At 56.1% G+C, this 24,818-nt stretch carries 24 protein-coding genes; 17 read left to right on the forward strand and 7 right to left on the reverse strand.

The features are described 5' to 3' along the window. Window positions 1–73: 73 nt before the first annotated feature. Both dacB and A7Q03_RS07430 read right to left on the reverse strand, forming a co-directional pair. Window positions 74–1,501 carry a D-alanyl-D-alanine carboxypeptidase/D-alanyl-D-alanine-endopeptidase gene (gene dacB / locus A7Q03_RS07425; protein WP_197474757.1) on the reverse strand — a complete coding sequence of 476 codons (1,428 nt, stop codon included), beginning with the start codon at window positions 1,499–1,501 and terminating at the stop codon, window positions 74–76. Window positions 1,502–1,683: 182 nt separating this feature from the next. Beyond that, window positions 1,684–2,373: an OmpA family protein gene (locus A7Q03_RS07430; protein ID WP_067440207.1), complete on the reverse strand. Its 690-nt coding sequence runs from the start codon at window positions 2,371–2,373 to the stop codon at window positions 1,684–1,686. A 324-nt stretch (window positions 2,374–2,697) separates the two neighbouring features. Here A7Q03_RS07430 and A7Q03_RS10755 point away from each other — a divergent pair, with 324 nt between their 5' ends. From A7Q03_RS10755 to A7Q03_RS07450, 6 genes are all read left to right on the forward strand, one after another. Further along, window positions 2,698–2,820 (forward strand): hypothetical protein, encoded by a 123-nt coding sequence (locus A7Q03_RS10755; RefSeq protein ID WP_255361256.1) that lies wholly within the window; start codon window positions 2,698–2,700, stop codon window positions 2,818–2,820. A gap of 141 nt (window positions 2,821–2,961) precedes the next feature. Continuing rightward, the gene (locus A7Q03_RS10760; RefSeq protein WP_255361255.1) at window positions 2,962–3,096 is read left to right on the forward strand and encodes a hypothetical protein; all 135 of its coding nucleotides are present in this window, start codon (window positions 2,962–2,964) and stop codon (window positions 3,094–3,096) included. 233 nt (window positions 3,097–3,329) lie between these two features. Continuing rightward, window positions 3,330–3,518 (forward strand): hypothetical protein, encoded by a 189-nt coding sequence (locus A7Q03_RS07435; protein ID WP_067448678.1) that lies wholly within the window; start codon window positions 3,330–3,332, stop codon window positions 3,516–3,518. A 538-nt stretch (window positions 3,519–4,056) separates the two neighbouring features. Then, the gene (mtgA, locus tag A7Q03_RS07440; RefSeq protein WP_197474758.1) at window positions 4,057–4,821 is read left to right on the forward strand and encodes a monofunctional biosynthetic peptidoglycan transglycosylase; all 765 of its coding nucleotides are present in this window, start codon (window positions 4,057–4,059) and stop codon (window positions 4,819–4,821) included. Between the two features lie 260 nt (window positions 4,822–5,081). After that, the gene (locus A7Q03_RS07445; RefSeq protein WP_067448684.1) at window positions 5,082–5,525 is read left to right on the forward strand and encodes a universal stress protein; all 444 of its coding nucleotides are present in this window, start codon (window positions 5,082–5,084) and stop codon (window positions 5,523–5,525) included. A gap of 97 nt (window positions 5,526–5,622) precedes the next feature. Further along, entirely contained in the window at window positions 5,623–6,792 is a 1,170-nt protein-coding gene (locus tag A7Q03_RS07450) for a PilT/PilU family type 4a pilus ATPase (protein WP_067448685.1), read from the forward strand. 158 nt (window positions 6,793–6,950) lie between these two features. Here A7Q03_RS07450 and A7Q03_RS10880 read toward each other — a convergent pair whose 3' ends face one another. Beyond that, window positions 6,951–7,121 (reverse strand): hypothetical protein, encoded by a 171-nt coding sequence (locus A7Q03_RS10880; RefSeq protein WP_193563042.1) that lies wholly within the window; start codon window positions 7,119–7,121, stop codon window positions 6,951–6,953. Beyond that, window positions 7,078–7,251, reverse strand: coding sequence for a hypothetical protein (locus A7Q03_RS09900; protein ID WP_369814465.1), 174 nt, complete (start codon window positions 7,249–7,251; stop codon window positions 7,078–7,080). The genes A7Q03_RS10880 and A7Q03_RS09900 overlap by 44 nt, the downstream gene beginning before the upstream one ends. A gap of 127 nt (window positions 7,252–7,378) precedes the next feature. Here A7Q03_RS09900 and pdxH point away from each other — a divergent pair, with 127 nt between their 5' ends. After that, window positions 7,379–8,011: a pyridoxamine 5'-phosphate oxidase gene (gene pdxH, locus A7Q03_RS07460; RefSeq protein ID WP_067448689.1), complete on the forward strand. Its 633-nt coding sequence runs from the start codon at window positions 7,379–7,381 to the stop codon at window positions 8,009–8,011. 234 nt (window positions 8,012–8,245) lie between these two features. On the opposite strand, the gene hrpA is transcribed toward pdxH, so the two are convergent. Together hrpA and A7Q03_RS07470 are read right to left on the reverse strand one after the other, a co-directional pair. Beyond that, complete coding sequence (gene hrpA, locus A7Q03_RS07465) at window positions 8,246–12,586, reverse strand: ATP-dependent RNA helicase HrpA (RefSeq protein WP_082880720.1); 4,341 nt, start codon at window positions 12,584–12,586, stop codon at window positions 8,246–8,248. Window positions 12,587–12,743: 157 nt separating this feature from the next. Further along, a complete protein-coding gene (locus A7Q03_RS07470) occupies window positions 12,744–13,616 on the reverse strand; it encodes a lysophospholipid acyltransferase family protein (RefSeq protein ID WP_067448691.1) in 873 nt (290 codons plus the stop codon). Between the two features lie 264 nt (window positions 13,617–13,880). Here A7Q03_RS07470 and A7Q03_RS07475 point away from each other — a divergent pair, with 264 nt between their 5' ends. The 8 genes from A7Q03_RS07475 to A7Q03_RS07510 all read left to right on the forward strand — a co-directional run bounded on the left by A7Q03_RS07475 (window position 13,881) and on the right by A7Q03_RS07510 (window position 21,819). Continuing rightward, window positions 13,881–15,329 carry an aminoacyl-histidine dipeptidase gene (locus A7Q03_RS07475; protein WP_067448692.1) on the forward strand — a complete coding sequence of 483 codons (1,449 nt, stop codon included), beginning with the start codon at window positions 13,881–13,883 and terminating at the stop codon, window positions 15,327–15,329. Window positions 15,330–15,606: 277 nt separating this feature from the next. Next, window positions 15,607–17,016, forward strand: a complete 1,410-nt coding sequence (locus A7Q03_RS07480; protein WP_067448693.1) for an amino acid permease — start codon at window positions 15,607–15,609, stop codon at window positions 17,014–17,016. A 216-nt stretch (window positions 17,017–17,232) separates the two neighbouring features. Then, window positions 17,233–17,655 carry a hypothetical protein gene (locus tag A7Q03_RS07485; protein WP_067448694.1) on the forward strand — a complete coding sequence of 141 codons (423 nt, stop codon included), beginning with the start codon at window positions 17,233–17,235 and terminating at the stop codon, window positions 17,653–17,655. After that, window positions 17,648–18,874 carry a beta-ketoacyl-ACP synthase gene (locus A7Q03_RS07490; RefSeq protein ID WP_067448695.1) on the forward strand — a complete coding sequence of 409 codons (1,227 nt, stop codon included), beginning with the start codon at window positions 17,648–17,650 and terminating at the stop codon, window positions 18,872–18,874. Before A7Q03_RS07485 ends, A7Q03_RS07490 begins: the two co-directional genes overlap by 8 nt. Further along, complete coding sequence (locus tag A7Q03_RS07495; protein ID WP_067448696.1) at window positions 18,855–19,358, forward strand: thioester dehydrase; 504 nt, start codon at window positions 18,855–18,857, stop codon at window positions 19,356–19,358. The genes A7Q03_RS07490 and A7Q03_RS07495 overlap by 20 nt, the downstream gene beginning before the upstream one ends. Window positions 19,359–19,670: 312 nt before the next feature. Next, entirely contained in the window at window positions 19,671–20,219 is a 549-nt protein-coding gene (locus A7Q03_RS07500) for a hypothetical protein (RefSeq protein ID WP_156502948.1), read from the forward strand. A 267-nt stretch (window positions 20,220–20,486) separates the two neighbouring features. Beyond that, window positions 20,487–21,086 carry a phosphoribosylglycinamide synthetase gene (locus A7Q03_RS07505; protein ID WP_067448698.1) on the forward strand — a complete coding sequence of 200 codons (600 nt, stop codon included), beginning with the start codon at window positions 20,487–20,489 and terminating at the stop codon, window positions 21,084–21,086. Window positions 21,087–21,270: 184 nt separating this feature from the next. Further along, a complete protein-coding gene (locus A7Q03_RS07510) occupies window positions 21,271–21,819 on the forward strand; it encodes an OmpA family protein (RefSeq protein ID WP_049257983.1) in 549 nt (182 codons plus the stop codon). Window positions 21,820–21,900: 81 nt separating this feature from the next. On the opposite strand, the gene A7Q03_RS07515 is transcribed toward A7Q03_RS07510, so the two are convergent. Next, entirely contained in the window at window positions 21,901–22,254 is a 354-nt protein-coding gene (locus tag A7Q03_RS07515) for a PH domain-containing protein (protein WP_231863680.1), read from the reverse strand. Window positions 22,255–22,860: 606 nt separating this feature from the next. On the opposite strand from A7Q03_RS07515, the gene fabG reads away from it, so the two are divergent. Both fabG and A7Q03_RS07525 read left to right on the forward strand, forming a co-directional pair. Then, complete coding sequence (gene fabG / locus A7Q03_RS07520; protein WP_067448700.1) at window positions 22,861–23,589, forward strand: 3-oxoacyl-ACP reductase FabG; 729 nt, start codon at window positions 22,861–22,863, stop codon at window positions 23,587–23,589. Further along, window positions 23,589–24,812, forward strand: coding sequence for a beta-ketoacyl-ACP synthase (locus A7Q03_RS07525; protein WP_067448702.1), 1,224 nt, complete (start codon window positions 23,589–23,591; stop codon window positions 24,810–24,812). The genes fabG and A7Q03_RS07525 overlap by 1 nt, the downstream gene beginning before the upstream one ends. The last annotated feature ends 6 nt before the right edge of the window (window positions 24,813–24,818 follow it).

The raw sequence follows: 24,818 nt of genomic DNA on the forward strand, positions 1-24,818 counted from the left end.
TGAAAATGCTCTACTTTGCCAGCTTTTCCTTGTGGGATAAGGTATTCGGCAGCTTTCCCGTTGCATTTGCCGATTATTGGGTGGGTACGGTTTGAACGTTATCCAATCTATCGGCATCATGCACAATCCGGCGCACCATGGCGTCCATATCGGGCAGATAGCCGCCGGAACGGTGGCTGTTAATAATCACCACCACGGCCAGCCTGCGTCCATTGGGCGGCAACCAGTAGCCAGCCAGTGCACGCACGTCGCGCAGCGTACCTGTTTTCATGCGCAGCGAGCGGCCGAGCTGGCGAAAGCGGCCACGCAGGGTGCCATCGGTACCGGCAATCGGCAGGGTGTGGATGAAGGTATCGCGGAAAGAGGAGCGGTAGGCTTGAAACAACATGCTGCCGAGAAAACGGGCGGTAAGCCGCTCGCGGCGGGAGAGGCCGGAGCCGTTTTCCAACACCAGCGCTTCATCATCCAATCCGACCGAAACCAACTGCCGCCGCACGGCAGCCTCGGCATTCTGCACGCTGTGTGGTCCGCTTGCCTGGTGGCCAAGCGTGAGAAAAACGCTGCGTGCAATCAGATTGTTGGAATGTTTGTTCATATTGGTCAGCACTTCGCCTAACGGTTTGGAAAAGTGCGTGGCCAAGATGCGGCTGTTGCTAGGGGCAGCTCCCCGACCAAAACCATAGAGACCACCTAAGCCCTGGGCAAGCCAATAGCCGCGAAAACTTTCTTCGGCAAAGCGAGGGGCATCGAACAAATTGATGAACATTTTCTCGCCCAAACATGCAGCAGGCAGGCGACCGCGGAATACCAACACGCCGTTTTCAAATTTGGCGGAAACATGATTGGAAAGTTTGCCGCAGCGGCCATCGGTTTCGGTAAGTTGGCTGAGGTCGGTTTGGATGCCGTAGAGTGGCGGATTGAGTAAAAAAGCAGGCTGCCCTGCTGCATTACGGGCGGCAGTAATCCAAAGGGCTTTGTAGGCAATCATATGGGGATCAGGCGGCACAACGAAGCTTTCATCTGCATCGTTTTCAAAACCTTCTGCACTAGTAAGTCCACCCCAAACGCGCCGATCCAACACCACTTTACCATTTAACGACACAATGCCCTGCCGCACCAACTGCTGCTGCATATCCACTAGATCTGGCTGATCGAAAGCAGGGTCACCGCTGCCCACCCAATATAAATCGCCTTGCAGTGCGCCATTAGCTACTGTGCCGCTGCTGCGCCATTGGGTTTGCCAGCGGTAATCACCGCCCAATCCACGCAAGGCGGCGAAGGTGGTTACCAATTTCATGGTGGAGGCGGGATTCATAGAAACATCGACTCGATGTGCAAACAACACTTCACCGCTGTCGAGGTCTTGCACATAAACGGCAGCCTCTTCCGGCTGGATACGTCCGAAATCGATGGCAAAGGCTACCTGAAAATAAAAGGATAAAGCAAATGCCAACAGCAGGCGGAAGTGGTGTGTGCAGAGGAGTAGAAGTTTTTCCAGCATAATATTATTTTTAATAAAATATTTTCCAGCAGACAAATTTTGCTCCATCCCACCTGCATTAGCAATGGGAAATTGTTGGCAAGCAGCTATTTCTGCATTCCCCTAGTTACGAGTAATGCATATAAAAAACCGGACTTTGTATAAAGTCCGGTTTTCAGTATTAAATGCTAATTGGATAACGATTACTGAGCAGGTTGCTCAACCAAAGTACGGATGCGAACGTCTACACGACGATCCGGCTCGATACATGCAATCAGAGCACTGCGTTTGCGGGCAGCAGAAACACGACGACCCAAGTTGCGAACTTCTTGCTGACACTGCTCGGTCATCTTAGCTTGAGATTCACCCAAACCAACAGCAGAGATTTTCTCAGCCGGTACGCCACGGCCAACTAGGTACTCGCTAACAGTGTTAGCACGACGCTCAGACAGGCGTTGGTTGTAGGCATCGCTACCCATGAAGTCGGTGTTACCCTCAACACGTACAGATTGTACGTTGCTGCCGGTCAAGCGCTGAGCCAGCTCATCCAAAGTAGTGCGAGCCTCGGGACGCAGGTTGAATTTGTCAAAACCAAACAGGAAGTTGGATGACAAGGACACCAGTTCTTCACGTACTTGCGGTTCGGTAGGAGGAGCTTCTGGCTGACGGTCGCCACACTCTACCAGACCCAAGCGATCCACTTCAGCGTTCAAGAAGCTGTTTTCCCAGCATTCGTGAGCACCTTTAGGCTCATAGTTGGAACGAACTACTTCGCGAGACTGCTCGCTGATAGTGTAGCCATATTTTTCATTATTGAAGCTGCTGTCCGCCATGGCGGCACCGGAAGCAACCAAGGCCAAGAACAAAGCGCCTAATTTAAGCTGTTTGGTCATGTTATTCCCTCATCAAAAAGTTTGTTATGCGTAGACCTGGGAAGCTTTACAGCATACCGGTCTTCACAAAAATCACCATATACGGACCGCCCAGATACTGCGGTAATCCAAATATACTCGGGGTATCACTATAAAAAACCGTGCCCGAACTGTCAATAAGGAATTGGCTACCCGCCGCACGGGCGCCTCCGTTTCCTACGTACCCAATCATGCCCAAAATTACCCTTACTGTCAGCAGTATAATGGCAAAAGAAAGGGTTATTTCTCTGTAAGTTGTTAAAAAACAACAAATCCCATCGCAAATTACCAGCACATGGCAAAATAATGCTGGCAGGTCATGCCACCATCCAATCTTTATCGGTTTCAGGCGAAACCGGTGATTTCTGTGGCACTTCGTCGACCGGCTTGTCGCATAAATCCGACAAACACCACTTGGATGCATCATGAAACTGCGACAACCGCGCTATTTTCTAGAGATTACCGCTGCAATCTGAATATTCTGGAGGTGGTAGAAATTTTTTCACTTCCCAGCCGGTCATTTCCAAACAAATAAAGCTTTTAGAAGACGAGCTGGGCGAGCAGCTGTTTGTGCAGCACGGCAAGCGCATTGTGGCAGTTACGCTGCTGAGGCAGGCCGTACTAGGGATTGCCGAGCGCATCTTCCTCAAGATGCAGAGCATCCGCAGCATCGGCACTGAACTTGCCGAGCAGGATAGTGGCTAAATGATTGCCTATGCCTTAGGCACGGCATGTATTGCCACCGTTAGTGGCCGAGAGCTTAGCCGATTTCACCATCAATTCGGAGGGGATGCGCGTCATTCCAAGTTGCGTCACATCAGTGCGGGCTTGGAACCGCTGCGTATTGGTACCGCAGGGCACGCGCTAACGGGCAAAGTTGCATCAACCTAGTAAATTTGTCGTCGCACCGCTCATCGGTTACACCGATGCCGAACAGGATGCGGCATTGTAGCAACGCCTTTACCGACAGCAGGTTGGCTTTGCCACAGGTGGCACTTTCCAGCATGAATGCGGGCATGATTAAAACTTATGTGCGCACCGGTTGGGAGCTTCTAGCCGACACCGCCTACGACCTGCAGCGCGATGCCGATTTGGTTTGCCTGCCGGCAGACCATCTATTGTTGTGATGTGGTAGGATGGCTATCTGCGCAATTATGCCTGCGATTTTCATGCAGCTCTACCTACCCGGCCTCACCCACGGACGCATCAAGCAAGCACTATACAAACCGATTTACTTTGATGGTTGGCTGTTTACGTTTTAGCTTCATAGAAACTACGGACGCTTTGACGCTTTCATGCAGCCTGTCAGGCATACTGAAAGGCTACCTGAAAAATCGTTGCTTAGTCTGAAAGAGAAACAGATGACCGAAACCGAAGCTCACTTCATCATCGGCCGGGAAACCTTGGCGGTGAATCAGTTCAGCAAACATAGTCCAAAACTGGGAGAATAGGAGAACCGGTGATTCAACATTCAGCCTTGGGCAAACTAATTGAAAAAGCACGCCGGTAGCGCCCCTTAATTCTTAGAGCCGATTTGAGGCTACCTGAAAACGACGTCTTGGCAAAGCCAAGGCAAAGTTCCTGCGAAGCTAAAACATAAGCTTCACCAAAATTAAAACCGGATTCCTTTATAATTGCCCCGTCCTGCCCAATATTGATTTGCCGATGGATACCCTCTCCCCCGAATTCGTTTCCCCCCCCCAAACCACCCCCACTACGCCACCTGCCAAGAAACGCCCTGGCCTGCTGCGCCGTTGGTTTAAGCGCTTGGTGTGGAGCATCATCCTCTTCCTGCTGGGCTTCCACCTGCTGGTTTTCCTGCTCTTGGCCTATTGGAAAGGCCAGCCCGTGCACACCAGTGCCTTCATGCTGCGCCACAACCTCTCCACCTTTTCCCGCGTGCAACAAACTTGGGTGGACGACAGCCAAATCGCCCGCGTAGTGAAACAAGCCGCCATCGCCAGCGAAGATGCCCAATTCAGCAACCACGACGGCTTCGACTGGAACGGCATCGAACACGCCATGCGCCGCAACCAGCGCAGCGGCACAATCCGCGCCGGCGGCTCCACCATCAGCCAGCAGCTGGCCAAAAACCTATTCCTGTTTGCCGAGCGCTCTTACGTGCGCAAAGCCGAAGAAGCCGTGATTACCGTGATGATGGAAAGCATGTGGAGCAAAGAGCGCATCCTCACCGTGTATCTGAACGTGGCTGAATTCGGCGAAGGCATCTACGGCATCGAAGCCGCCGCCCAGCATTATTACCACAAGCCGGCATCCCGCCTGCGCGCCGGTGAAGCCGCTTCCCTCATTGCCATGCTGCCCAACCCCAAATACTTCCAACAACACCGCAACGACCGCCGCCTGCGCAACAAAACCCGCATCATCCTGCGCCGCAGGGGCAGCGCCGATTTGCCGCCAGACGCAGAGTAGTGGGTATCTATCAATCACAAAGGCTACCTGAAAACCCATTCCGTTTTTCAGGTAGCCTTTAAGCTGTGTAGCACGGCTTGTTGGGATGTTGCCGTGCCAAGCTGCCACAGTTTTCAGGTAGCCTGCCTTGGTAAATAGAGCAGTCGCTGTAAAGTGATGCAATTTGCTTTACAATCCCATCACAGGTAAAGTGATTCGGTCTGCAAAGAATTGGCGGCGGCAATCCTGCCCGGCCGCCAGCAACTAAAAGGAGTGGCAAAATGTATCAACGGATTTTCGTTCCGATAGACGACAGTAAAACCTCTCTCTACGCCCTGGAACAAACCTGCCGGTTGGCCAAGGCAACCGATGCCGTATTGGTGGCCGTGCACGTAGTGGATTTAACCGACCTCAAACGCGAAGCCAGCCGCCTGCCCAATTCCGAAGAGCTGTATGCGGCCGAAATGCAGGTGGCCGACCATGCCGAAGCCATCATGAAGCAGGCCGGCGTGAAATACGAAGTGGACACCCTGGAAAACGACGGCATGCGTATTTCAGACGTGTTGATTAAAGAGGCCGTACGCCAAGAGTGCGACCTCATCGCCATGGGCACCCACGGCTTCTCCGGCCTGCTGCATCTGTTGATGGGCTCCGTGGCCGAAGGCGTGCTGCGCCAAGCCACCATGCCCGTGCTGCTGTTCCGCCGCCCAGACAGCGAAGCCTAGCTTCAATATATTTTCAGGTAGCCTCCTGCCCGCGCAGAAAGGCTACCTGAAACATCATCTAATACTCCACAACCTTAACCCAAATGGAAAACGTCCTATGGCAATCCCCGCTTACAACGAAGAGATGAAGAAATTCATCCATGGCCTGCTCAACCACCTGGTGCAGAGCAAAGGCTCCGACCTGTTCATCACCGCCGACTTCCCCCCGGCCATGAAGCTCGACGGCAAGCTCACCCCGATTACCGACAAACCGCTCACCGCCGACCACACTGCCCTCATCGCCCGCGCCCTGATGGACGACAAACAGGCCGAAGAATTCGACAACACCAAAGAATGCAACTTCGCCATCAGCCTGGCCGGCGTGTCCCGCTTCCGCATCAACGCCATGGTGCAGCGCGGTGCCGCTGCCCTTGTTTGCCGCGTGATCACCAGCCAGATTCCCAAGTTCGACAACATGAACCTGCCGCCGATTTTGAAACAAGTAGTGATGGAAAAACGCGGCCTCGTGATTTTCGTGGGCGGCACCGGCTCCGGCAAATCCACCTCCCTGGCCGCCATGATCGACTACCGCAACGAAAACAGCCACGGCCACATCATCACCATCGAAGACCCGATCGAATTCGTGCACCCGCACAAAAACTGCATCATCACCCAGCGCGAAGTGGGCGTGGACACCGAAAACTGGTTTGCCGCCCTCAAAAACACCCTGCGCCAAGCCCCCGACGTCATCCTCATCGGCGAAATCCGCGACCGCGAAACCATGGACTACGCCCTGGCCTTCGCCGAAACCGGCCACCTCTGCATGGCCACCCTGCACGCCAACAACTCCAACCAAGCGCTCGACCGCATCATCAACTTCTTCCCCGAAGAGCGCCGCACCCAGCTGTTGACCGACCTCTCGCTCAACCTCAAAGGCTTCATTTCCCAGCGCCTCGTGCCCAAGCCCGACGGCAAAGGCCGCGTGGCCGCCGTGGAAGTGCTGCTCAACTCCCCGCTGATTGCCGAGCTGATTCTAAACGGCGACATCCACGGCGTGAAAGAAATCATGGCCCGTTCCCGCGACTTGGGCATGCAAACCTTCGACCAGTCCCTGTTCGACCTCTACGAAGCCGGCCACATCGCCTACGAAGACGCCCTGAAAAACGCCGACTCGGTAAACGACCTGCGACTCAATATCCAGCTCAACAGCAAACGCGGCCGCGATAACGAAAAATCCGGCATCGACAGCCTCGCCATCGTCGGCATGGAAGAAGCAGGCGAAGCCTAAGGCAGCAAAGGCTACTTGAAAACAGCAGTTCGAATGCTTGTACCCAACACGTAATCCACAACGAAGTTAAATAAGCAGCCAGGCTGCATAGGAAAAGGCTACCTGAGATTTTCAGGTAGCCTTTTCCTGCTCAACAACCAAGCTTTCAAAAAAGCGCTTTATCTAGAATTTAGCCCATACCCCTGTACCAAGGCTTCGGTTTGGTAGCGATAGAGGTAGGGCTCCAGCGTGCTCCGGGAATCTTGCGGTAGTCGGCCAGCCAGCGGACAATATCGTCCAGCTCGCCTACGCCAATAGAGCTCGGTGCGGTTGCAGGTGGATAAAATCACGGCTTCGTTGGCCGTGCGGCTGCCTACCAGCTCGCAATGCCTCAGACAGCGCGGCAGCAGCAAAAGCCAACCACTCGCGTATGCTCAACGGAGCGGTTTGGTGGTTCAAGCCGATGGCGGTAAGCTGCATGGCGGATTATCCCAAAAACCGAAACTGCGCTATTATAGCCAAACCGCACTGGATGGTGAATAAAATTTTTTAATAACTTCAAGATAGTAATGTTTGTCAGTTAGCAATTTTCAAAAAGGAGAAACAGATGGATTTGCACAATATCCGCGAAGACTACAGCAAACAGGAGCTTTCCAAGGCCGATTGCGCCAATACGCCGCTGCCGCAGTTTGAAAAATGGCTGAACGAGGCCATCCATTCTGCCGCTAAAGAGCCCACCGCCATGAGCGTGGCCACGGTGGACGAAGTCGGCCGGCCCAACAGCCGTATCCTGTTATTGAAAGAGGTAAACGACCGGGGCTTTGTGTTTTTCTCCAACTATCAAAGCCGCAAAGGCCGCGCGCTGGCGGCGCATCCGTTTGCCGCGCTCACCTTTTTCTGGCCGGAGCTGGAGCGGCAGGTGCGTGCCGAAGGGCGGGTGGAAAAACTGGACGCTAAATCTTCAGATGAATACTTCGCCAGCCGCCCCTACACCAGCCGCTTGGGCGCGTGGGCCAGCGAGCAGAGCAGCGTGATTGCCGGTAAAAGCATCATCGTGGCACGCGCAGCGGCTGAAGCCGTGAAACACCCCCTACACGTACCGCGCCCGCCGCACTGGGGCGGTTATCTGCTGATTCCCGACCGGGTGGAATTCTGGCAAGGCCGCCCCAGCCGCCTGCACGACCGTATCCAATATCGGCTGGAAGGCGATAAGTGGATTAAAGAGAGGCTTGCGCCTTAGTTTGGTTGTATAAATAAAGGCTACCTGAAAATGGGTTCACACTTTTCAGGTAACCTTATATTCTGAACTTCCGCCTAAAATTCCTGCGTACGCACTTAATGCAAAATATCAGCATAGCTGGCTTCGTTGATGAGAAAGACGGTGTGACAAGTACGTGCATTCGATTTCGTGCATAGTAACATCGTTATCAACAAAGAAGTTGATTTTTCAGATAGCCTGAAACAAAGCTAAAGCTTAGTTACCTAACCTCTCCCACTCCTTCAACAACCTTTTCACCGACACTGGATACGGTGTCTTCAATTCCTGCGCGAACAGCGACACTCTCAATTCTTCAATCATCCATTTAAACATGGCGAGGTCGTCTGAAACGGGTTGTCCTTGTTTTACCAAACCGTCGGTTTTTTCCTGCCACATTTGTTCCAATTCCTGTATGTCGGCTTCGCGGGCTGCGTCGCGGGCGGGGTTGCCGCTGTATTTTTCGAGGCGCAGGGTCATGGCTTTGAGGTAGATAGGGAGGCGCGGCCATTGTGCCCACGGGGTGCGGGTGGCGAAGCCGGCGGCGAGCAGGGTTTGCAGACGTTGGCGCAGAAGGTGGGTGAGCGGGCGTTTGCCGAGTTTGCCGTTTAGTTCGGCGTAGGCGGCGGCGGTTTCCTGCAAGTAGCGGCTGAGGGCTTCTTTGACGGCGGGCAGGCGGCTGCGGGCGCGTTTGATTTGTTCTTTGAAGGCTTTTTCGTTGCGCGGCAGCTCGTCTTCGCCGATAAAGGCGCGGTCGCAGACGGCTTGGGTGAGGTCGTCGCGCAGGGTGTCGGCGTTGATGTGTTTGAGCAGCATGGCGGCTTGGGTGAAGCCTTGGATGCCTTTGTTCAGGTCTTTAACTTGTTCTTTTAGTTGTAGTTTCATGAGTTCGATCACGCCTGATCTGTGGGCTTGTGCGGCGGCGGCAGATGTGTCGAACAGACGCAGGGCGATGCGGCCGTCTTTTTCTTTTTGCAGGCCGAGGTAGCCGGTGAGCTGTTGTTTGCCGCGGGCGAATTTGATGGATTCGGGCAGGGTGCCGATGTCCCATGCGGTAACGTTGTCGCGCTCGAATTCTTGGGTATTGTCGCGGAAGGTGGTGGCGGCGGCTTTGCCAAGTTGTTGTTGGATTTGGATTAAATCGCGCCCCATGGCTAATTCTTGCCCGCCGTCGTCGATGATGCGGAGATTGAAATAGCAGTGTTCGGGCAGTCTGAATGCGGCCCATTCTTCTTGGTTGATTTGCTCCAGTATGCGGATGTCGCCTGCGGTTTTGGCGATGGCTTGGGCGAGTTGGGGCAGGATGGGGGCGTTGCGGTCGGGGTTTTGGCTTAGGAATTGGGTGATGAATTCGGGCACGGGCACGCAGATGCGGCGGATTTGTTTGGGCAGTGCTTTGATTTTCAACTGGATTTTTTCGCGTATCATGCCGGGTACGAGCCATTCGAGGGCGGCGGGGCTGATGCGGTTGAGTACGGTGAGCGGCAGGGTGAGGGTAACGCCGTCGAGCGGGTGGTGCGGCTCGAAGCGGTAGCTGAGTTTGAATTTGCCGTCTGCGGTTTGCCAGTGTTTGGGGAATTGTTCTTCGGTGATGTGCGCGGCGGCGTGCTGCATGAGGTCGTCGCGGCTGAGGAACAGCAGGCGCGGGTTGTCGCGCTCGGCAGTTTTGAGCCAGGCTTGGAAGGTGCGGGTGTCGGCGAGGGGGAGGGGTTTCAGACGGCCTTTTGGGGGTGCAGGCTGCTTTTTGGGTTTGGGGTCGTCTGAAACGTTTTGTAGGGTGTGTGAACTCGGTTCACGCACGCGGTTGTCCGTATCTTTGGAATCCGCGTGCGTGGCTTGCGCCACACACCCTACGTTGTGCAGGCTGCCTGAAACCGTTGAAACTCCGGCACTCTGTTCCCTCTCCTGTGGGAGAGGGTTAGGGAGAGGGCTTGCTGCGGTTGCGGAAAACTCGGTTTGAGCGGCAACTGTTTTTCCCTCTCTCCGATCTTCCCTCGCGTAGGAGGGGGCGGTTTGCTGGGGATTTGTAGGATGCAGGCCGTCTGAAACCGCGTCCGCCGTATAAAAATCGGGCAGCCGTTCGTGATAAAACGCGAACAGGGCTTCATCATCGACCAGTACATCCTGCCGACGCGATTTGTGTTCCAACTCACTAATTTCTTTAATCAGCTTTTTGTTGTGGACAAAAAAGTCCGCTTTCAAATCGCATTCCTGCGCCACCAGCGCGCTGCGGATAAAGATTTCGCGCGCTTCTTTGGGGGCAATTTTACCGTAGGACACGGGGCGGCGCGGCAAGACGGTCAGGCCGTAGAGCGTAACCCGTTCGCTGGCGATGACTTCGCCGCGTTTTTGTTCCCAGTGCGGATCGAAATAGTGGTAGCGGACGAGGTGCGGCGCTTCCTGCTCGATCCATTCGGGCTGGATGGCAGCCACGTCGCGGGCATAAAGTTTCGTCGTTTCAACGAGTTCTGCCGCCATCACCCATTTGGGTTTGGCTTTGAACAGGGCGGAGGCGGGGAAAAGGTGGAAGCGGCTGCCGCGCGCGCCGGTGTAGTCGTTGCCGTCGGGCGATTTCATGCCGACGTTGGCGATGAGGCCGGTGAGCAGGGCGCGGTGGATTTGTTCGTAGCCCGCTTCTTTGGCGGCACGGATTTGGGCGCGGTGTTGTTTCTTATCCAGTTGTTTTTGTTTGAGTTTGGCGGATAGGTCTTGGTCGCCCGCATTTTCAGACGACGTCAGTTGCCTGACTTCGGGAGGTCGTCTGAAAGCGGCTTCCTTGGTGGTCAAACCCATTTCAATCGCGGTTTGGGCAAGCTGGTGATGCAGCTCGCGCCATTCGCGCATCCGCAGGTGCGACAGGAAATATTGGCGGCACCACTGCACCAACTGCTTGTTGGACAAGCCTTTATCACGCTCGCGCTGGAAGCTGTCCCAAATGTTCAGATAGGCAAGGAAATCGGACTGCTTGTCGGTAAAACGCTCGTGTGCCTTGGCGGCGGCATCGCGCGCCTCCAGCGGCCGCTCGCGCGGGTCTTGAATCGACAGCGCGGACGCAATCACCAGTATTTCCGCCATGCAGTCGTGCTTCTTCGCCGCCAACAAAATGCGCGCGATTTTCGGGTCGATGGGCAGACGCGCCATTTGTTCGCCGAGTTTGGTCAGTCCGTTGTGTTCATTAACCGCCCCCAATTCCAACAACACCTGAAAACCATCATTGATATACCGCTGGTCCGGTGCTTCGAGGAATGGGAATGCCGATACGTCGCCGAGTTTCAATGCTGCCATGCGCAGGATGACGGCAGCCAGGTTGCTGCGGACGATTTCGGGGTCGGTGAATTCGGTGCGGCTGTTGAAATCTTCTTCTGAAAACAGTCGGATACACACGCCTGCGGAGACGCGTCCGCAACGGCCGGAGCGTTGGCGGGCGGCGGCTTGGGAGATTTTTTCGACATGAAGCTGCTCCACTTTTGCCCGTGCGGAATAGCGTTTGACGCGCGCGAGGCCGGTGTCGATGACGTATTTGATGCCCGGCACGGTGAGCGAGGTTTCGGCCACGTTGGTTGCCAACACGATGCGGCGTTTTGCGCCGGAGGGGTGGAAGATTTTGTGCTGTTCGGCGTGCGACAGGCGTGCGAACAGGGGCAGGATTTCGTCGTTGCGGCGCAGCGTGGATTTGCGCAGGGCTTCGGTGGCTTCGCGGATTTCGCGTTCGCCCGGCAGGAACACCAGAATATCGCCTTCGCCGTGTCGCGCCAATTCGTCCGCCGCATCGACAATCGCGTCGGTCAGCTCCACTTCTGCGTCGTCTTCGTCTTTGCTGGTCAGCGGGCGGTAGAGGATTTCGACGGGATAGGTGCGCCCGCTCACTTCCAGAACGGGTGCGCCGTTGAAGTGTTGGGAGAAGCGTTCTGCGTCTATCGTTGCCGAGGTGATGATGACTTTTAAATCAGGGCGGCGCGGCAGGAGTTGTTTCAGGTAGCCCAGCAGGAAGTCGATGTTCAGGCTGCGTTCGTGCGCTTCGTCGATGATGATGGTGTCGTAGGCGGCGAGATAACGGTCGGTCTGCGTTTCCGCCAGCAGGATGCCGTCGGTCATCAGCTTGACGCAGGCATCGCGCGAGGTGTGGTCGGTAAAGCGCACCTTATAGCCGACCGCGCTGCCGATTTCCGATTTCAGCTCTTCGGCAATCCGCTCTGCCACTGAACGCGCAGCCAAACGGCGCGGCTGGGTATGCCCGATTAGCCCTGCCACCCCGCGCCCGAGTTCCAGACAAATCTTGGGCAACTGCGTGGTTTTGCCCGAACCGGTTTCGCCGCAAATAATCGTTACCTGATTTTCGGCAATGGCTTTTTTGATTTCCTCGAGCTTTTCGTGAACGGGCAGGGTGTTGTCGAATTCGGGTTTGGGCAGTTTGGACAGGCGTTGCAGATAGAGGCCGTGCGATTTTTGGTATTTTTCTTCAATTTTGGACAAGCCACCGTATTTGTTGGGATTTTTGAAGGCGGATTGCAGAAAGTGACGGTCTTTGGAGAGGATCTGGGAGAAATCTTGCTGCGGCATTTGGCTGGAGAAAGTTGAAAGAAAACAAAAGAAGTAATTATAGCAAAAAGCGCTTGGCTATTTGGCGGAAGGCTATGGCAAGAAAGGCTACCTGAAATTTTCAGGTAGCCTCTAATCTATTTATTCTAATAGATATTTTCTCAACTAAAGGCGTGATTTACCCCTGAGGCGGCAGCGGGGCACCGGCAGGATGTTTGTAGCGGTTGTAGGCGAAGAGATATTGCTCAGGGAAGCGGCGCACCCAGTTTTCCACATTACGGTTGATGATTTCGGCGTCGTGAACTTTGTCGCCGTTGAAGCTGCCGGCCACAGGCTCGATGTGCAGGGCGAAGCCGCGGTTTTCAGGTAGCCTGATACCGGCGAAAAACAGGGGGCGCACGTTTTTTACTTGCGCGAGACGTCCGGCCAGGGTCATGGTGTAGGCGGGGCGGCCGAAGAAAGGCGCCCATACGCCGTCGCCGTGTTCGTCGGGCACGTGGTCGGGCAAAACGATGGTGGCTTCGCCCTGGCGCAGGGCTTGGATGATTTGCTTCACGCCGTGCAGGTTGGTGGGGGCGGTGCGGCCTTTGTCGCGCACGCGGCCGGCCTGCATGATGTCGTCTAAAATTTTGATTTTCGGCGGCTTATACATGGCGGTGAGCGGGAAGGGCAGGCGGTGGCTGATGTAGCGGCCGGCGAGGTCGTAGTTGCCGATGTGGGGGGTGATGAGCAGCAGGCCTTCGCCGGCATCGAGGGCGGCCTGGATGTGTTCCCAGCCGTGGGTTTCCACGAATAGTGCGGCTACCTGCTCGGGGCTACGGAAAAAGGCCAGCGGCAGCTCGAGCGCGCCTTTGACGGTTTCGCGGAACACGATGCGGACGTGCGCGACATCGTTGGGCAGGCCAGCGGTATGCAGGTGGTTGCGGATACGTTCGCGGTCGGCGCGGGCGAAACAATAAAGCAGGCCGCCGGCGCAGTTGGCAATGAAGTGCAGCACGGAAAGCGGCAGTGCGGCCAGGGTGCGGAAGAGGAGGAAGACGAGGGTGCGCATGCAGATGGCTTGAAGATGGGTTAAGTAGTATTGTAATGGAAAAGGAGACGGACAAGCTAATAGCGGGGAGGCTACCTGAAAAATAAAACAGTTTTTCATTGCGTGGAAACTCATGCTTTTAGGTAGTCTTTTTACTCCACTTGCCTGTCGTGCGATGCAGGTTTAAACTCAAGCCGTTTTTCGCGCCGATGCGTTTGCCAAACGGTATCGGCTCTTGCTCCGGCTACATTTTCAGGTAGCCCCATCATTCCCAAAGGAGACCCCATGAATCCGCTTCATTCTTTGCAGCCGCAGGCTGTTTGGCAGTGGTTTGCCGATATTTGCACCATTCCGCACCCCACTTATCAGGAAGCCGCGCTGGCCGAAATGATTGTTGCCCGTGCCAAGGAAAAAGGCTTGGCGGTGCGGCAAGACGAAAAGGGCAATATTTATATCCGCAAACCAGCACACGGCGCGGGCATGGCCGATAAGCCTGGCGTAATTTTGCAGGGACATATCGATATGGTGGCACAAAAAACCCCCGATTCGCCGCATAATTTCGCCACCGACCCCATCCGGCCGCAAATTATCGACGGCTGGGTGCACGCCACGCAAACCACGCTGGGTGCGGATAACGGCCTCGGTTCGGCCATGGGCTTGGCCGTGGCTTTTGCCGACGATATCGAGCACCCGCCCTTGGAAGTGTTGCTCACGGTGGAAGAAGAAATCGGCATGGACGGTGCACGCCAAATGCGCGGCGACTTGCTGCAAGGCCGCTATTTGATCAACTTAGACACTGAAGAAACCGGTTGTGTGTATGTGGGCTGTGCCGGCGGGCGCGATGCCGATTTAAGCCTGCCTTTCGCCACCGATGCCGCCGAAGGGCAGCATGTGCGCATTACCGTGTCCGGCTTGCCGGGCGGGCATTCCGGCATCGATATTCACCGCGGCCACGGCAACGCCATCAAGGTATTGGCCGATCTTTTAGCGCGCCTGCCGGAAGAAAGCGGCTGGCGGCTGGCCGCCTTCCACAGCGGTGCGTTGCGTAACGTGATTCCTTCCGAGGCAGAAGCCGAAATCGTGCTGCCTCAGGCATTTGCTGGCGCACTGGCCGAACTGGCCGACACCGTGCGTGCCGAAACACAAAACGAATTGGGCAAATTTGCCGACAAACTGGCGATTCAGATAACCCCGCTCGGCCAGAGCGCGCAGGCCGCCAGTCCTGCCGACAGCCGCCGCATCGTTGATTTGCTCGCTGCCGTTCCCAGCGGCGTGCTCAAATGGAGCGAAGAGTTCGACGGCGTGGTGGACACTTCCAACTGCTTAAGCGTGGTGCACACGAAAGACGGTAAATTTACTGCTTCCATGCTGCTGCGTTCACTGCGCGAACGGCCGAAAGACGACTTCTGCCGTCTGCTCGGCTCAATCGCACGCCTCTCCGGTGCCACACTGCACACCGAGCAGGATTACACCGGCTGGGAGCCGCATATGTCGTCTGTATTGCTGCAGAAAACCATCGAATCCTTCGCCGCCATACGCGGGCAGCAGCCGCAAATCGAAGTGGTACATGCCGGCCTGGAATGTGGCCTGATGCAGAAACACCTGCCACACGCTGAAATGATTTCTTTTGGCCCCACCATCAAAGGCGCTCACTCGCCCAAAGAACGGGTGCAGATTGATACCGTGGAAGAGTGCTGGCGCATTTTGCTGGATTTGCTCAAACGGATTGCTTAACGAATTAAGCTAAGCATTGAAAATCCCTGCCGACCAGTGATTCTGGTCGGCATTTTTCATGCGAAATTATATTTTCCAGGGGAAATGCATGCCAAAAACGGGTTGGAAAGGGTTTTTAAACAGAGATAATTTAATATTATCTATAAAAATCAGTTGTATATGTGCTATTGGCTGAGTTATATTCCGACTCGGGCTGCCACAATGCTGCGGCGGCCGATTAAGTTAGAGCGGATTAAGTTCAGACTTCATCCGTGATAGGAAGTACAAAGGAATACCCGTGAGCACCAACCAAGAAACCCCGCATAGCCTGCAACGCAACCTGAAAAACCGCCACCTGCAACTCATCGCCATCGGCGGCGCCATCGGCACCGGCCTGTTTATGGGCTCGGGTAAAACCATCCATTTGGCCGGCCCTTCCGTTATCCTCACTTACATCATCATCGGCACTTTCCTGTTTTTCATCATGCGCGCCATGGGCGAGCTGCTGCTTTCCAACCTCGAATACAAATCCTTCACTGACTTCACCCACGACTTGCTCGGCCCGGCCGCCGGTTTTTTTGTGGGCTGGACCTATTGGTTCTGCTGGGTGGTGATCGGCATGGCCGATATCATCGCCATCACCGGCTACACCCAATTCTGGTGGCCGGATGTGCCGCTGTGGCTGCCCGGGCTTTTGTGTATCATCCTCATGGCTGGCATGAATTTGCTCACCGTAAAACTCTTTGGCGAAATGGAATTTTGGTTTGCCTTGGTAAAAATCGTGGCCATTGTTACCCTGATTGCCGTGGGCTGCTTTTTGGTAGCCAGCGGCTTTGTTGATCCCACTTCCGGCGAAAAAGCTTCGCTCAGCCACTTCTGGAATCATGGCGGTCTCTTCCCCAACGGCATCGGCGGCTTCTTCTCCGCCTTCCAGATTGCCGTGTTCGCCTTTGTGGGCATTGAGTTGGTGGGCACGGCTGCCGCCGAAACCAAAGACCCGGAAATCAACCTGCCCAAAGCCATCAACCGCATCCCCGTGCGCGTGATTATTTTCTACGTGCTGGCCTTGAGCGTGATTATGGTGGTAACGCCCTGGGACGAAATCGACCCCGCTAAGAGCCCGTTCGTGAATATGTTCACCCTTATCGGCATTCCGATTGCCGCCGGGCTGGTCAACCTCGTGGTGCTCACGTCCGCCCTTTCTTCCGCTAACGGCGGCATGTTCTCCACCGGCCGCATGCTCTACGGCCTCTCTGAAGCCGGCGTGGCTCCACGTATGTTCAGCCGCCTCAACCGCAACGGCGTGCCTGCCACCGGCCTGCTTTATTCCTGTCTCTACCTGATTGTGGCCGTATTTCTGCTGTATCAGGAGGGTGACATCATGGCTATGTTCACCGTGGTAACCACCCTCTCCAGCATCGGCTTCATTTTCGTGTGGGCGATTATCCTGCTAGCCTACCTCAAATATCGTAAAACCCGCCCGCATCTGCACGAAAAATCCATCTACAAACTGCCCGGCGGCACCGCCATAGTGTGGGTGTGCCTCGCCTTCCTCGCCTTCGTGCTGGTGCTGTTCTCGCGCGATGCCGACACCCGGCTGGGGCTGATGTGCATGCCCATCTGGTTTGTCGCCTGCACCGTGTTGTATTGGGTACTGTATGCGCGCAAACACAGCCGTGCCCCAACCCCACAGCAGTCGCAGCAATAGCAGTGGAGGAAATCAAGGCTACCTGAAAAGTGATTCATACCTTTCAGGTAGCCTTCCATATTTCAGGTAGCCTCATGTGCCTGCGCCTTATAGCTGGCCGATTTCATTTGAGGCTACCTGAAACCCTATAAACAAGACGCTCATCCCCGACAATCCACTCCCGCCCCGCTTCGTCTATAATCCCACCCCATTCCCATTCCGCAAAGGCTACCTGAAATGACCTTCCCCAAGCCCCTCATCCTCATCATTGCCGCGCTGCTGCTTGCCGCCTGCGGTGCCACTTTCGCGCCGCAGGATTTGCCGCATTTGGCGGCGGGCGAGAGCCGCCGTTTCAAGCTGGAGCGGCTGGATGAAACCGGCGCGGCGGAGCAGGTGTCGCTGTTGGTGGTGCAGGGCGAGGCGGGCGGGCAGTCGCGCTGGATTCAAACCGACGCGTTCGGTGCACCGCTAGCGCGGTTGCTGGCCACGCAGAGCGGCTGGCGGCGCGACGGTTTTGTGCCGCCGAACCATGCCGCGCAGGCGGTGTTCACGGCGATGTTCCCGCTATTGGAAAACGGTTTTTCAGACGGGCGGCCGCGCGAGTTGGAGGGCGGCGGGGCGAAATGGCGGCTGACACCTTTGGGAGAGAGCGATGAATAAGGCACGGGCATACCTCGGCCGGCCGGGTTTGGTGTCGGCTTTGGGCAGCGGTTTGGCGGAGCATTTGGATGGTTTGCTGAGGCCGTCTGAAAACAGCCCGCTCACGTTTTCCACTGAATGGGTGAAGGGCAAAAACCGTGCTTTCGGCGCGGTAAACCGCCCGTTGCGCCCGTTCCCCGACCATCTGCCCGCCGAACACCGCAGCCGCAACAATCAATTGCTGTGGGACGCTTTGGCTCAAATCGAGCCGCAGATTCAGGCAGCCCTAAGCCGCTACGGCGCGGACAGAATCGGCGTGGTCATCGGCACATCGGTGGGCGGTGCGGATGAAAATATCCCGCTGTTCCAACACGTTGCCAACGGCGGCGGCTGGGCGGACATTCCGTTCAAACAGCAGGCGCAACTGCTTTCCTCGCCCGCCGATTTTGCCGCGGCGGCGTACGGCCTGCGGGGCGCGTGTTACGGCGTGTCCACCGCCTGCACGTCCGGCGCGCGGGCGCTCATCAGCGCGGCGCGGTTGTTGCGATTGGGCGTGTGCGATGCCGTGTTGTGCGGCGGCGTGGACACGCTCTCGCCGCTCACCATCAACGGTTTCGCCTCGCTGGAAGTGCTGTCCGACGGCATTGCCAACCCGTTTTCGCGCAACCGCAACGGTATCAATATCGGCGAAGCCGCCGCCGTGTTCGTGATGACCCGCGAAGACGACGGCGACGCCCTGCCGCTCTTGGGCTACGGCGCCAGCAGCGACGCGCACCATATGTCTTCCCCCCGCCCCGACGGCCTCGGCGCGGCGCAGGCTTTTCAGGTAGCCTTAAACCACGCGGGTTTACCGCCCGAAAGCATCGGCTGGATTAATCTGCACGGCACCGGCACGCTGCTCAACGACGGCATGGAAAGCCGCGCCGTAGCCGAAGTGTTCGGCAGCCAAACCGCCGCCACTTCCACCAAACCACTCACCGGCCACACCCTCGGCGCGGCCGGCGCGCTCGAAGCCGCCTTCGTATGGGGCATCGCCAGCCGCCGCGACAACCCGGAAGGCAGCCTGCCGCCCCAACTGTGGGACGGCCAGGCCGACCCCGAACTGCCCTCAATCGCGCTCACCGTTTCAGGCAGCCGGTGGCCGCAAGGGCGGCGCATCGGCGCGAGTTCATCGTTTGCCTTCGGCGGCGGCAACAGCGTCCTCATCATCGGAGAAGATCATGCCCCAATGTCCGATTAAACAACCCGCCGCCCTCCTGCCGCACAGCGGCCGCATGGTGCTGCTGGACGAAGTTCTATCCTACGACAACAACAACCTGCACGCCGTCTGCACCATCCGGCCCGACTGCATCCTGCTCCCCGACGGCGCAAACGCCCTGCCCGGCTGGCTCGGCCTCGAAATCATGGCGCAAGGCGTGGGCGCATGGGCAGGCGCGCACGCGCTGGACGCCGGCCGCCCCGTGCAGCTCGGCTTCCTGCTCGGCACCCGCAAACTCCACTTCGCCCGCCCCGAAACCCCCGTCGGCACTGTGCTCGACGTGCAAATCACCCTGTCCTGGCAAGACAACGCCACCAACATGGGCGTGTTCGACTGCGCCCTCTCCTGCCGCACCCCGCCCCCCGGCTGCGACGACCTCACCCCCGGCACGCTGCTCCTCTCCGGCGCGCTCAACGTATTCAGCCCCACCAACCGCGAAGCTTTGGACGCGATTTTGGGCAGATAAGTTTCAGGTAGCCTTGAGGCCGTCTGAAAGGCTACCTGAAAACATGGTTTGCTACGAAGCTGCAACATGAATAAAGCAAAGCGGGCTTGAAGCCCGCTGCTGGCACTGCCGAATCCCGTTTTCAGACGGCCTCAAAACTCTCCCAGGCTACCTGAACCCATACTTGCCAACATGCCTACTCCACCCCCGAATCGGAGCGCGCCCATGGAAACGTATTTCTACAATAAAAACATCAACCTCATCGAAGTTTAGCCCGCATTTATCCGCACCGCCATGCGGCAGGCCAAGCGTTACCGTTGCGGCATTCGGATCTTGAGCCGACCGACGGTTGCCATCAACCCGACACCCGCACCGAAACACGCCGTGGTGGATTTTGCCAATTTGGCCGCCTATCCCGAACTGCCGTATCTCCAAATCGAACACGATCTTGAGTCGCCCGAATTCATCAATACAGATGCCCTATACCGCTTCGAGCAATTGGAAACCCTGGTAATCGGACAGCCAATCGACATCGACCTCTCCCAACTGCCCGCGCTCAAAGATTTAAGGATGGCCTACAACAAAAAAATCCGAAATATCGGGCAATGCACCCGCTTGGAGCGTTTATACCTATGGTCTTACAAAGGCAAAGACTTAACTGAATTCCAAAACCTGACACGGCTGAAAGATTTATTGCTGGTTCGCCCCTCCGTGTGCACATTAAACGGCATCGAAAACCTAACCGCCTTGGAAACAATCGACATCAGCTATGCCCGTAGCCTGAACGATGTATCTGCCCTGCATCGGCTGCAAGAAAAATACCAAGTCAAAAATATCGCGCTGCCCGAGAAATTCCATGACGAGGAGTTTTGGCAGCAATAGAAAGTAAAAAACGGCGGTATAGTGGATGTGGATGCCTGGGTTTTAGACGGCCTCAAGCCCGAAAAAGGCCGTCTGAAAGAAAATTCCAACAAAATTAAAATGAAATTTCAGCACAGCCCAATAAGGGCAAAATCTTTATCTATATGGGAACTCAAAAGTCCACACTAGAGACAGTTTGCTTGAATTTCATTGGGATTTTTGGTATACACGAAACGCAGTCCTATCATATTTTTACTGCAGTATCCAACCTTAAGTGAGGTATCCAAAATGCGTGTTTCTCAAAGTGCCCTTGTCGTTTTATCTGCTTTGGCCCTGCTGACTGCCTGCCAGAAAGAACCTGAGCCAACTCCGCCTCCTCAAGCGCAGGAGCAAGCCCCCAACCCTAATCCCGCTCCGCCTGCTCCTACTCCCACACCAGCATCTAACCCCAGCCTGATTCGCGAACCGGCCGCCCCGCAGCAACAGCAGGATCCTGCTGCACAGGCCATCCAGTCCAAACCGTTTGGTGAAGGCACGCTAGCTTTAACCAAAGTTAAAGTGGTCGGCCAGATTCTGAACGTGGAATTTATGTATATCCCGCCTAAAAATGAAAATGGCAGCTATAAATTTACTAATGAGCACTCCGGCAAAATCACCGATTTTGCCTACGTTGATGAATCTACTAGCAAACGCATCAGCCTGCTGCAAGATGAAAGCGGCAAATACATGACTGACCCTGCCACCGGCGTGAGCAATACAATAGGACTCACGGGCAATTCACCCAAAATCGTCGCGCTCAAATTCCCCGCCCCGCCCGAAACATCGCCCACCATCACCATCGATTTCCCGGGGGCCGGTTCGTTTGATTCGGTGCCGGTGAGCCGCTAATTTCCCACTTGGCAAAGTGCAGGCTGCTTTGCGCAGCCTGTACGCTGCCCCAATTAGAGGTGACTTTATGAAAAATTTGCGTTTACTTGCTTGTATTACAGCACTTGCCACCCTGTGTGCTTGTGGACAAGACCCCAAACCTGCTGAGCCACAAGCGCAGGCTTCTGCCGCCAGCACAACTGTCATGCCCCAAACCGCATCTGATGCATCCAATGCCTCGGCACCTGCTGCCGAGCAGGCATCCGCTGTTGCATCAGCATCGTCTACCCTTTCCGCACAGGGCAACAGCCTTTCTTCCCAAGGCAGCAACCTGTCAGCACAAGGCAGCGGTTTGAGCGCTACCGAAACAGGGTTTAATATTGAAATCAATTTGTCATCAGATGTGCTGTTTGATTTCGACAAAGCCGAACTCAAACCTGAAGCCGATGCCGATCTGCAAAAAGCTGCCGACATCATTCGTCAAAAAGGCCAAGGGGTGATTCTGATTACCGGCCATACCGACAGCAAAGGCTCCGATGCTTACAACCAACGCTTGTCTTTAGCTCGTGCACAGGCAGTAAAAAACTGGTTTGAAGCAAAAGGCTTGCAACAGAATTATCAGCTTGAAGGCCTCGGCGCCACACGCCCCATTGCGCCCAACACCCATCCAGACGGCAGCGACAACCCGGAAGGCCGTGCCCAAAACCGTCGTGTGGAGATTATTGTGAATAAAACCACGCAATTAGGGAATTAAGTTCCCCCCTGCTTTAAGCAATAAGAGGCCGTCTGAAAACAGCAAAATCTGTTTCAGACGGCCTTTTTGCAGCCTGCATTATTAAGGCTTATATCGGGTGTGGTAGCCTGGGTTTTCTTCGGGGCGCAATTGGTTGGGGAATTGACGGTCTGTGGTGATGTCCACAGCAGTTTGCTGAATTAGCTTATAAACTTCGTAGGGATTTTCCACATAACGCAAGGCATTTCTGGCACCAAAGCGGATGGTGCCCCGTTTGAACATGGCTTCCAACACGCCTACATACACCCGCAAATTCTGCACTTCAGGCAGCTCGGCACTGGCAATATCCAGCCCGATCAGCCCGGAAGTGAAATACAGGCGTTTATCGGTGAGCGCATAATCGATGCGGTACCAATTGAAAAAACGGTAAACCGGCGAAAAAATTGCGTACCACACCGGAGCCAGATGAAAAAGTATAAAAAAATTCACATGCGGGAACAAACCGTGCGATGCGGCATTAAATTTGCCTATAAAAAACAAGTCGAACAAGCCCCAGCACAGGGCGAACGGATAAATCAGCGGATTGCCCAATACGTATAAAAAAACGGTGCGGCTTGCCCTGCCATAAGATGTTTTCGTTCGGGTCGGTGAAGCGTTGAAGCATATTCCCTCCTGACGGGTAATGAAGCATGGGTATTGTATCATTCAATCAATACATTCAATTTCATACTATCTCACATTGCCTCACCAAAACTTCCGCCCGCATACAGAGGCCACCCCTCATTTAATCTCATTAACATCCACTCTTTCAGACGGCCCCAAGCCGCCACAGGCTACCTGAAAACAAAATTTCAATGCCATCCAAATATGAAACGGCAACGAAATGCCAAAACAGCCGCATAGCCATTCCGACAAATCCGGTTCGCAGGTACAATCCATGTGCTGCGCATCCAATCCAAATACATCCCAAACTTCAGCTTTGTGGAAACTTACCACGCTTTGCTTTCAGGTAGCCTCCTCTCAGCATAGGCCGCCTCCAACCCATATCAAAGGAACCCCATCATGACCCAAACCATCCTCATCACCGGCTCCACCCGCGGCATCGGCCGTGCGGCTGCTTTGGCCTTGGCGCAAGACGGCTTCGGCATTGTGGTGCACGGCCGCAGCCGCATGGCGGATGCCGAGGCGGTGGCGGAACAAATCCGTTCGTTAGGGCGGCAGGCACGGGTGCTGCAGTTTGACGTGGCCGACCGTGCCGAATGCCGCCGCGTGCTGGAAGCGGATATTGAAGAGCATGGCGCGTATTACGGCGTGGTGCTGAATGCAGGGCTGACGCGCGACAATGCCTTCCCCGCGCTGGAAGACGAAGATTGGGACCGCGTATTGCGCACCAATCTGGACGGCTTCTACAACGTGCTGCACCCGCTCATCATGCCGATGATCCGCCGCCGCGCGCCGGGGCGGATTGTGTGCATGGCCTCCGTGTCCGGCCTGATCGGCAACCGCGGGCAGGTGAACTACAGCGCGTCGAAGGCGGGGCTGATTGGCGCGGCCAAGGCTTTGGCGGTGGAGTTGGCCAAACGCAAGATTACGGTCAACTGCGTCGCCCCCGGCCTGATTGATACGGAAATTCTGGACGAAAACGTGCCGGTGGAGGAAATTTTGAAAGCCATTCCGGCGCAGCGCATGGGGCTGCCTGAAGAAGTGGCGCATGCCGTGCGCTTCTTGATGAGCGAACACGCCGCCTACATCACGCGGCAGGTGATTGCGGTAAACGGAGGATTGTGTTGATGGAAACCAAACGGGTGGTGATTACCGGCGTGGGCGCGGTGTGCGCCTTCGGCCGCGAGTGGCACGAAATCGAAGCCGCTTTCCGCGCAGGCAAAAACGCCGTGCGCCGCATGGAGGCGTGGGATGCCTTCCCCGAAATGGCCACCCGCCTCGGTGCACCGCTGCCCGCCTACGCACCGCCTGCACATTGGACGCGCAAACAGTTGCGCAGCATGGGCCCGCTGGCGCAATACTGCACCGACGCCGCCGAACAAGCGCTGAAGCAGGCAGGCTTGCTCGATGATCCCATTATCCGCAACGGCAGCATGGGCGTAGCCGCCGGTTCTTCCAGCGGCAGCACCGCCGACGTGCTCGACATCGGCCTGCTGCTCGCCCACCAGCCCAACAATTTCAACGCCAACACCTATGTGCGCATGATGCCGCACACCACCGCCGCCAACGTGGCCATCTTCTTCGGCCTCACCGGCCGCCTGATTCCCACCTCCAGCGCCTGCACCTCCGGCAGCCAAGGCATAGGCTACGCCTACGAAGCCATCAAATACGGCAAAATCCCCATGATGCTGGCCGGCGGCGCCGACCAGCTCTGCCCCTCCGAAGCCTACGTGTTCGACAGCCTCTACGCCGCCAGCCGCCGCAACCACGAGCCCGAACTTACCCCACGCCCATATGACACCGCGCGCGACGGCCTCGTGCTCGGCGAAGGCGGCTGCATGATGGTGCTGGAAGAATTAGAACACGCCCAAGCACGCGGCGCGCACATCATCGCCGAAATCGTCGGCTACGGCGCCAACTGCGACGGCAGCCACATCACCCGCCCCGAGATGCGCACCATGCAACGCTGCATGGAGCTAGCCCTCGAAGACGCCGCACTGCCGCCCTCTGCCGTCGGCTATGTCAGCGGCCACGGCACGGCCACCGAACAGGGCGACATTGCCGAAACCCAAGCCACTGCCGCCGTGTTCGGCCACGTTCCCATCAGCTCGCAAAAAAGCTACCTCGGCCACACCCTCGGCGCTTGCGGCTCGCTCGAATCCTGGTTTGCCATCGAAATGATGCGCAGCGGCTGGTTCGCCCCCACGCTGAACTTGGACAACATCGACCCCCGCTGCGGCGAAGCCGACTACCTTACCGGCTCCGGCCGCCGCATCGACACCGAATACGTGATGAACAACAACTTCGCCTTCGGCGGCGTGAATACGTCGCTGATCTTTAAGCGGTGGTAGCACGGT

It is taken from the genome of Eikenella sp. NML99-0057 (assembly GCF_001648535.1).
GTDB lineage: Bacteria > Pseudomonadota > Gammaproteobacteria > Burkholderiales > Neisseriaceae > Eikenella > Eikenella exigua.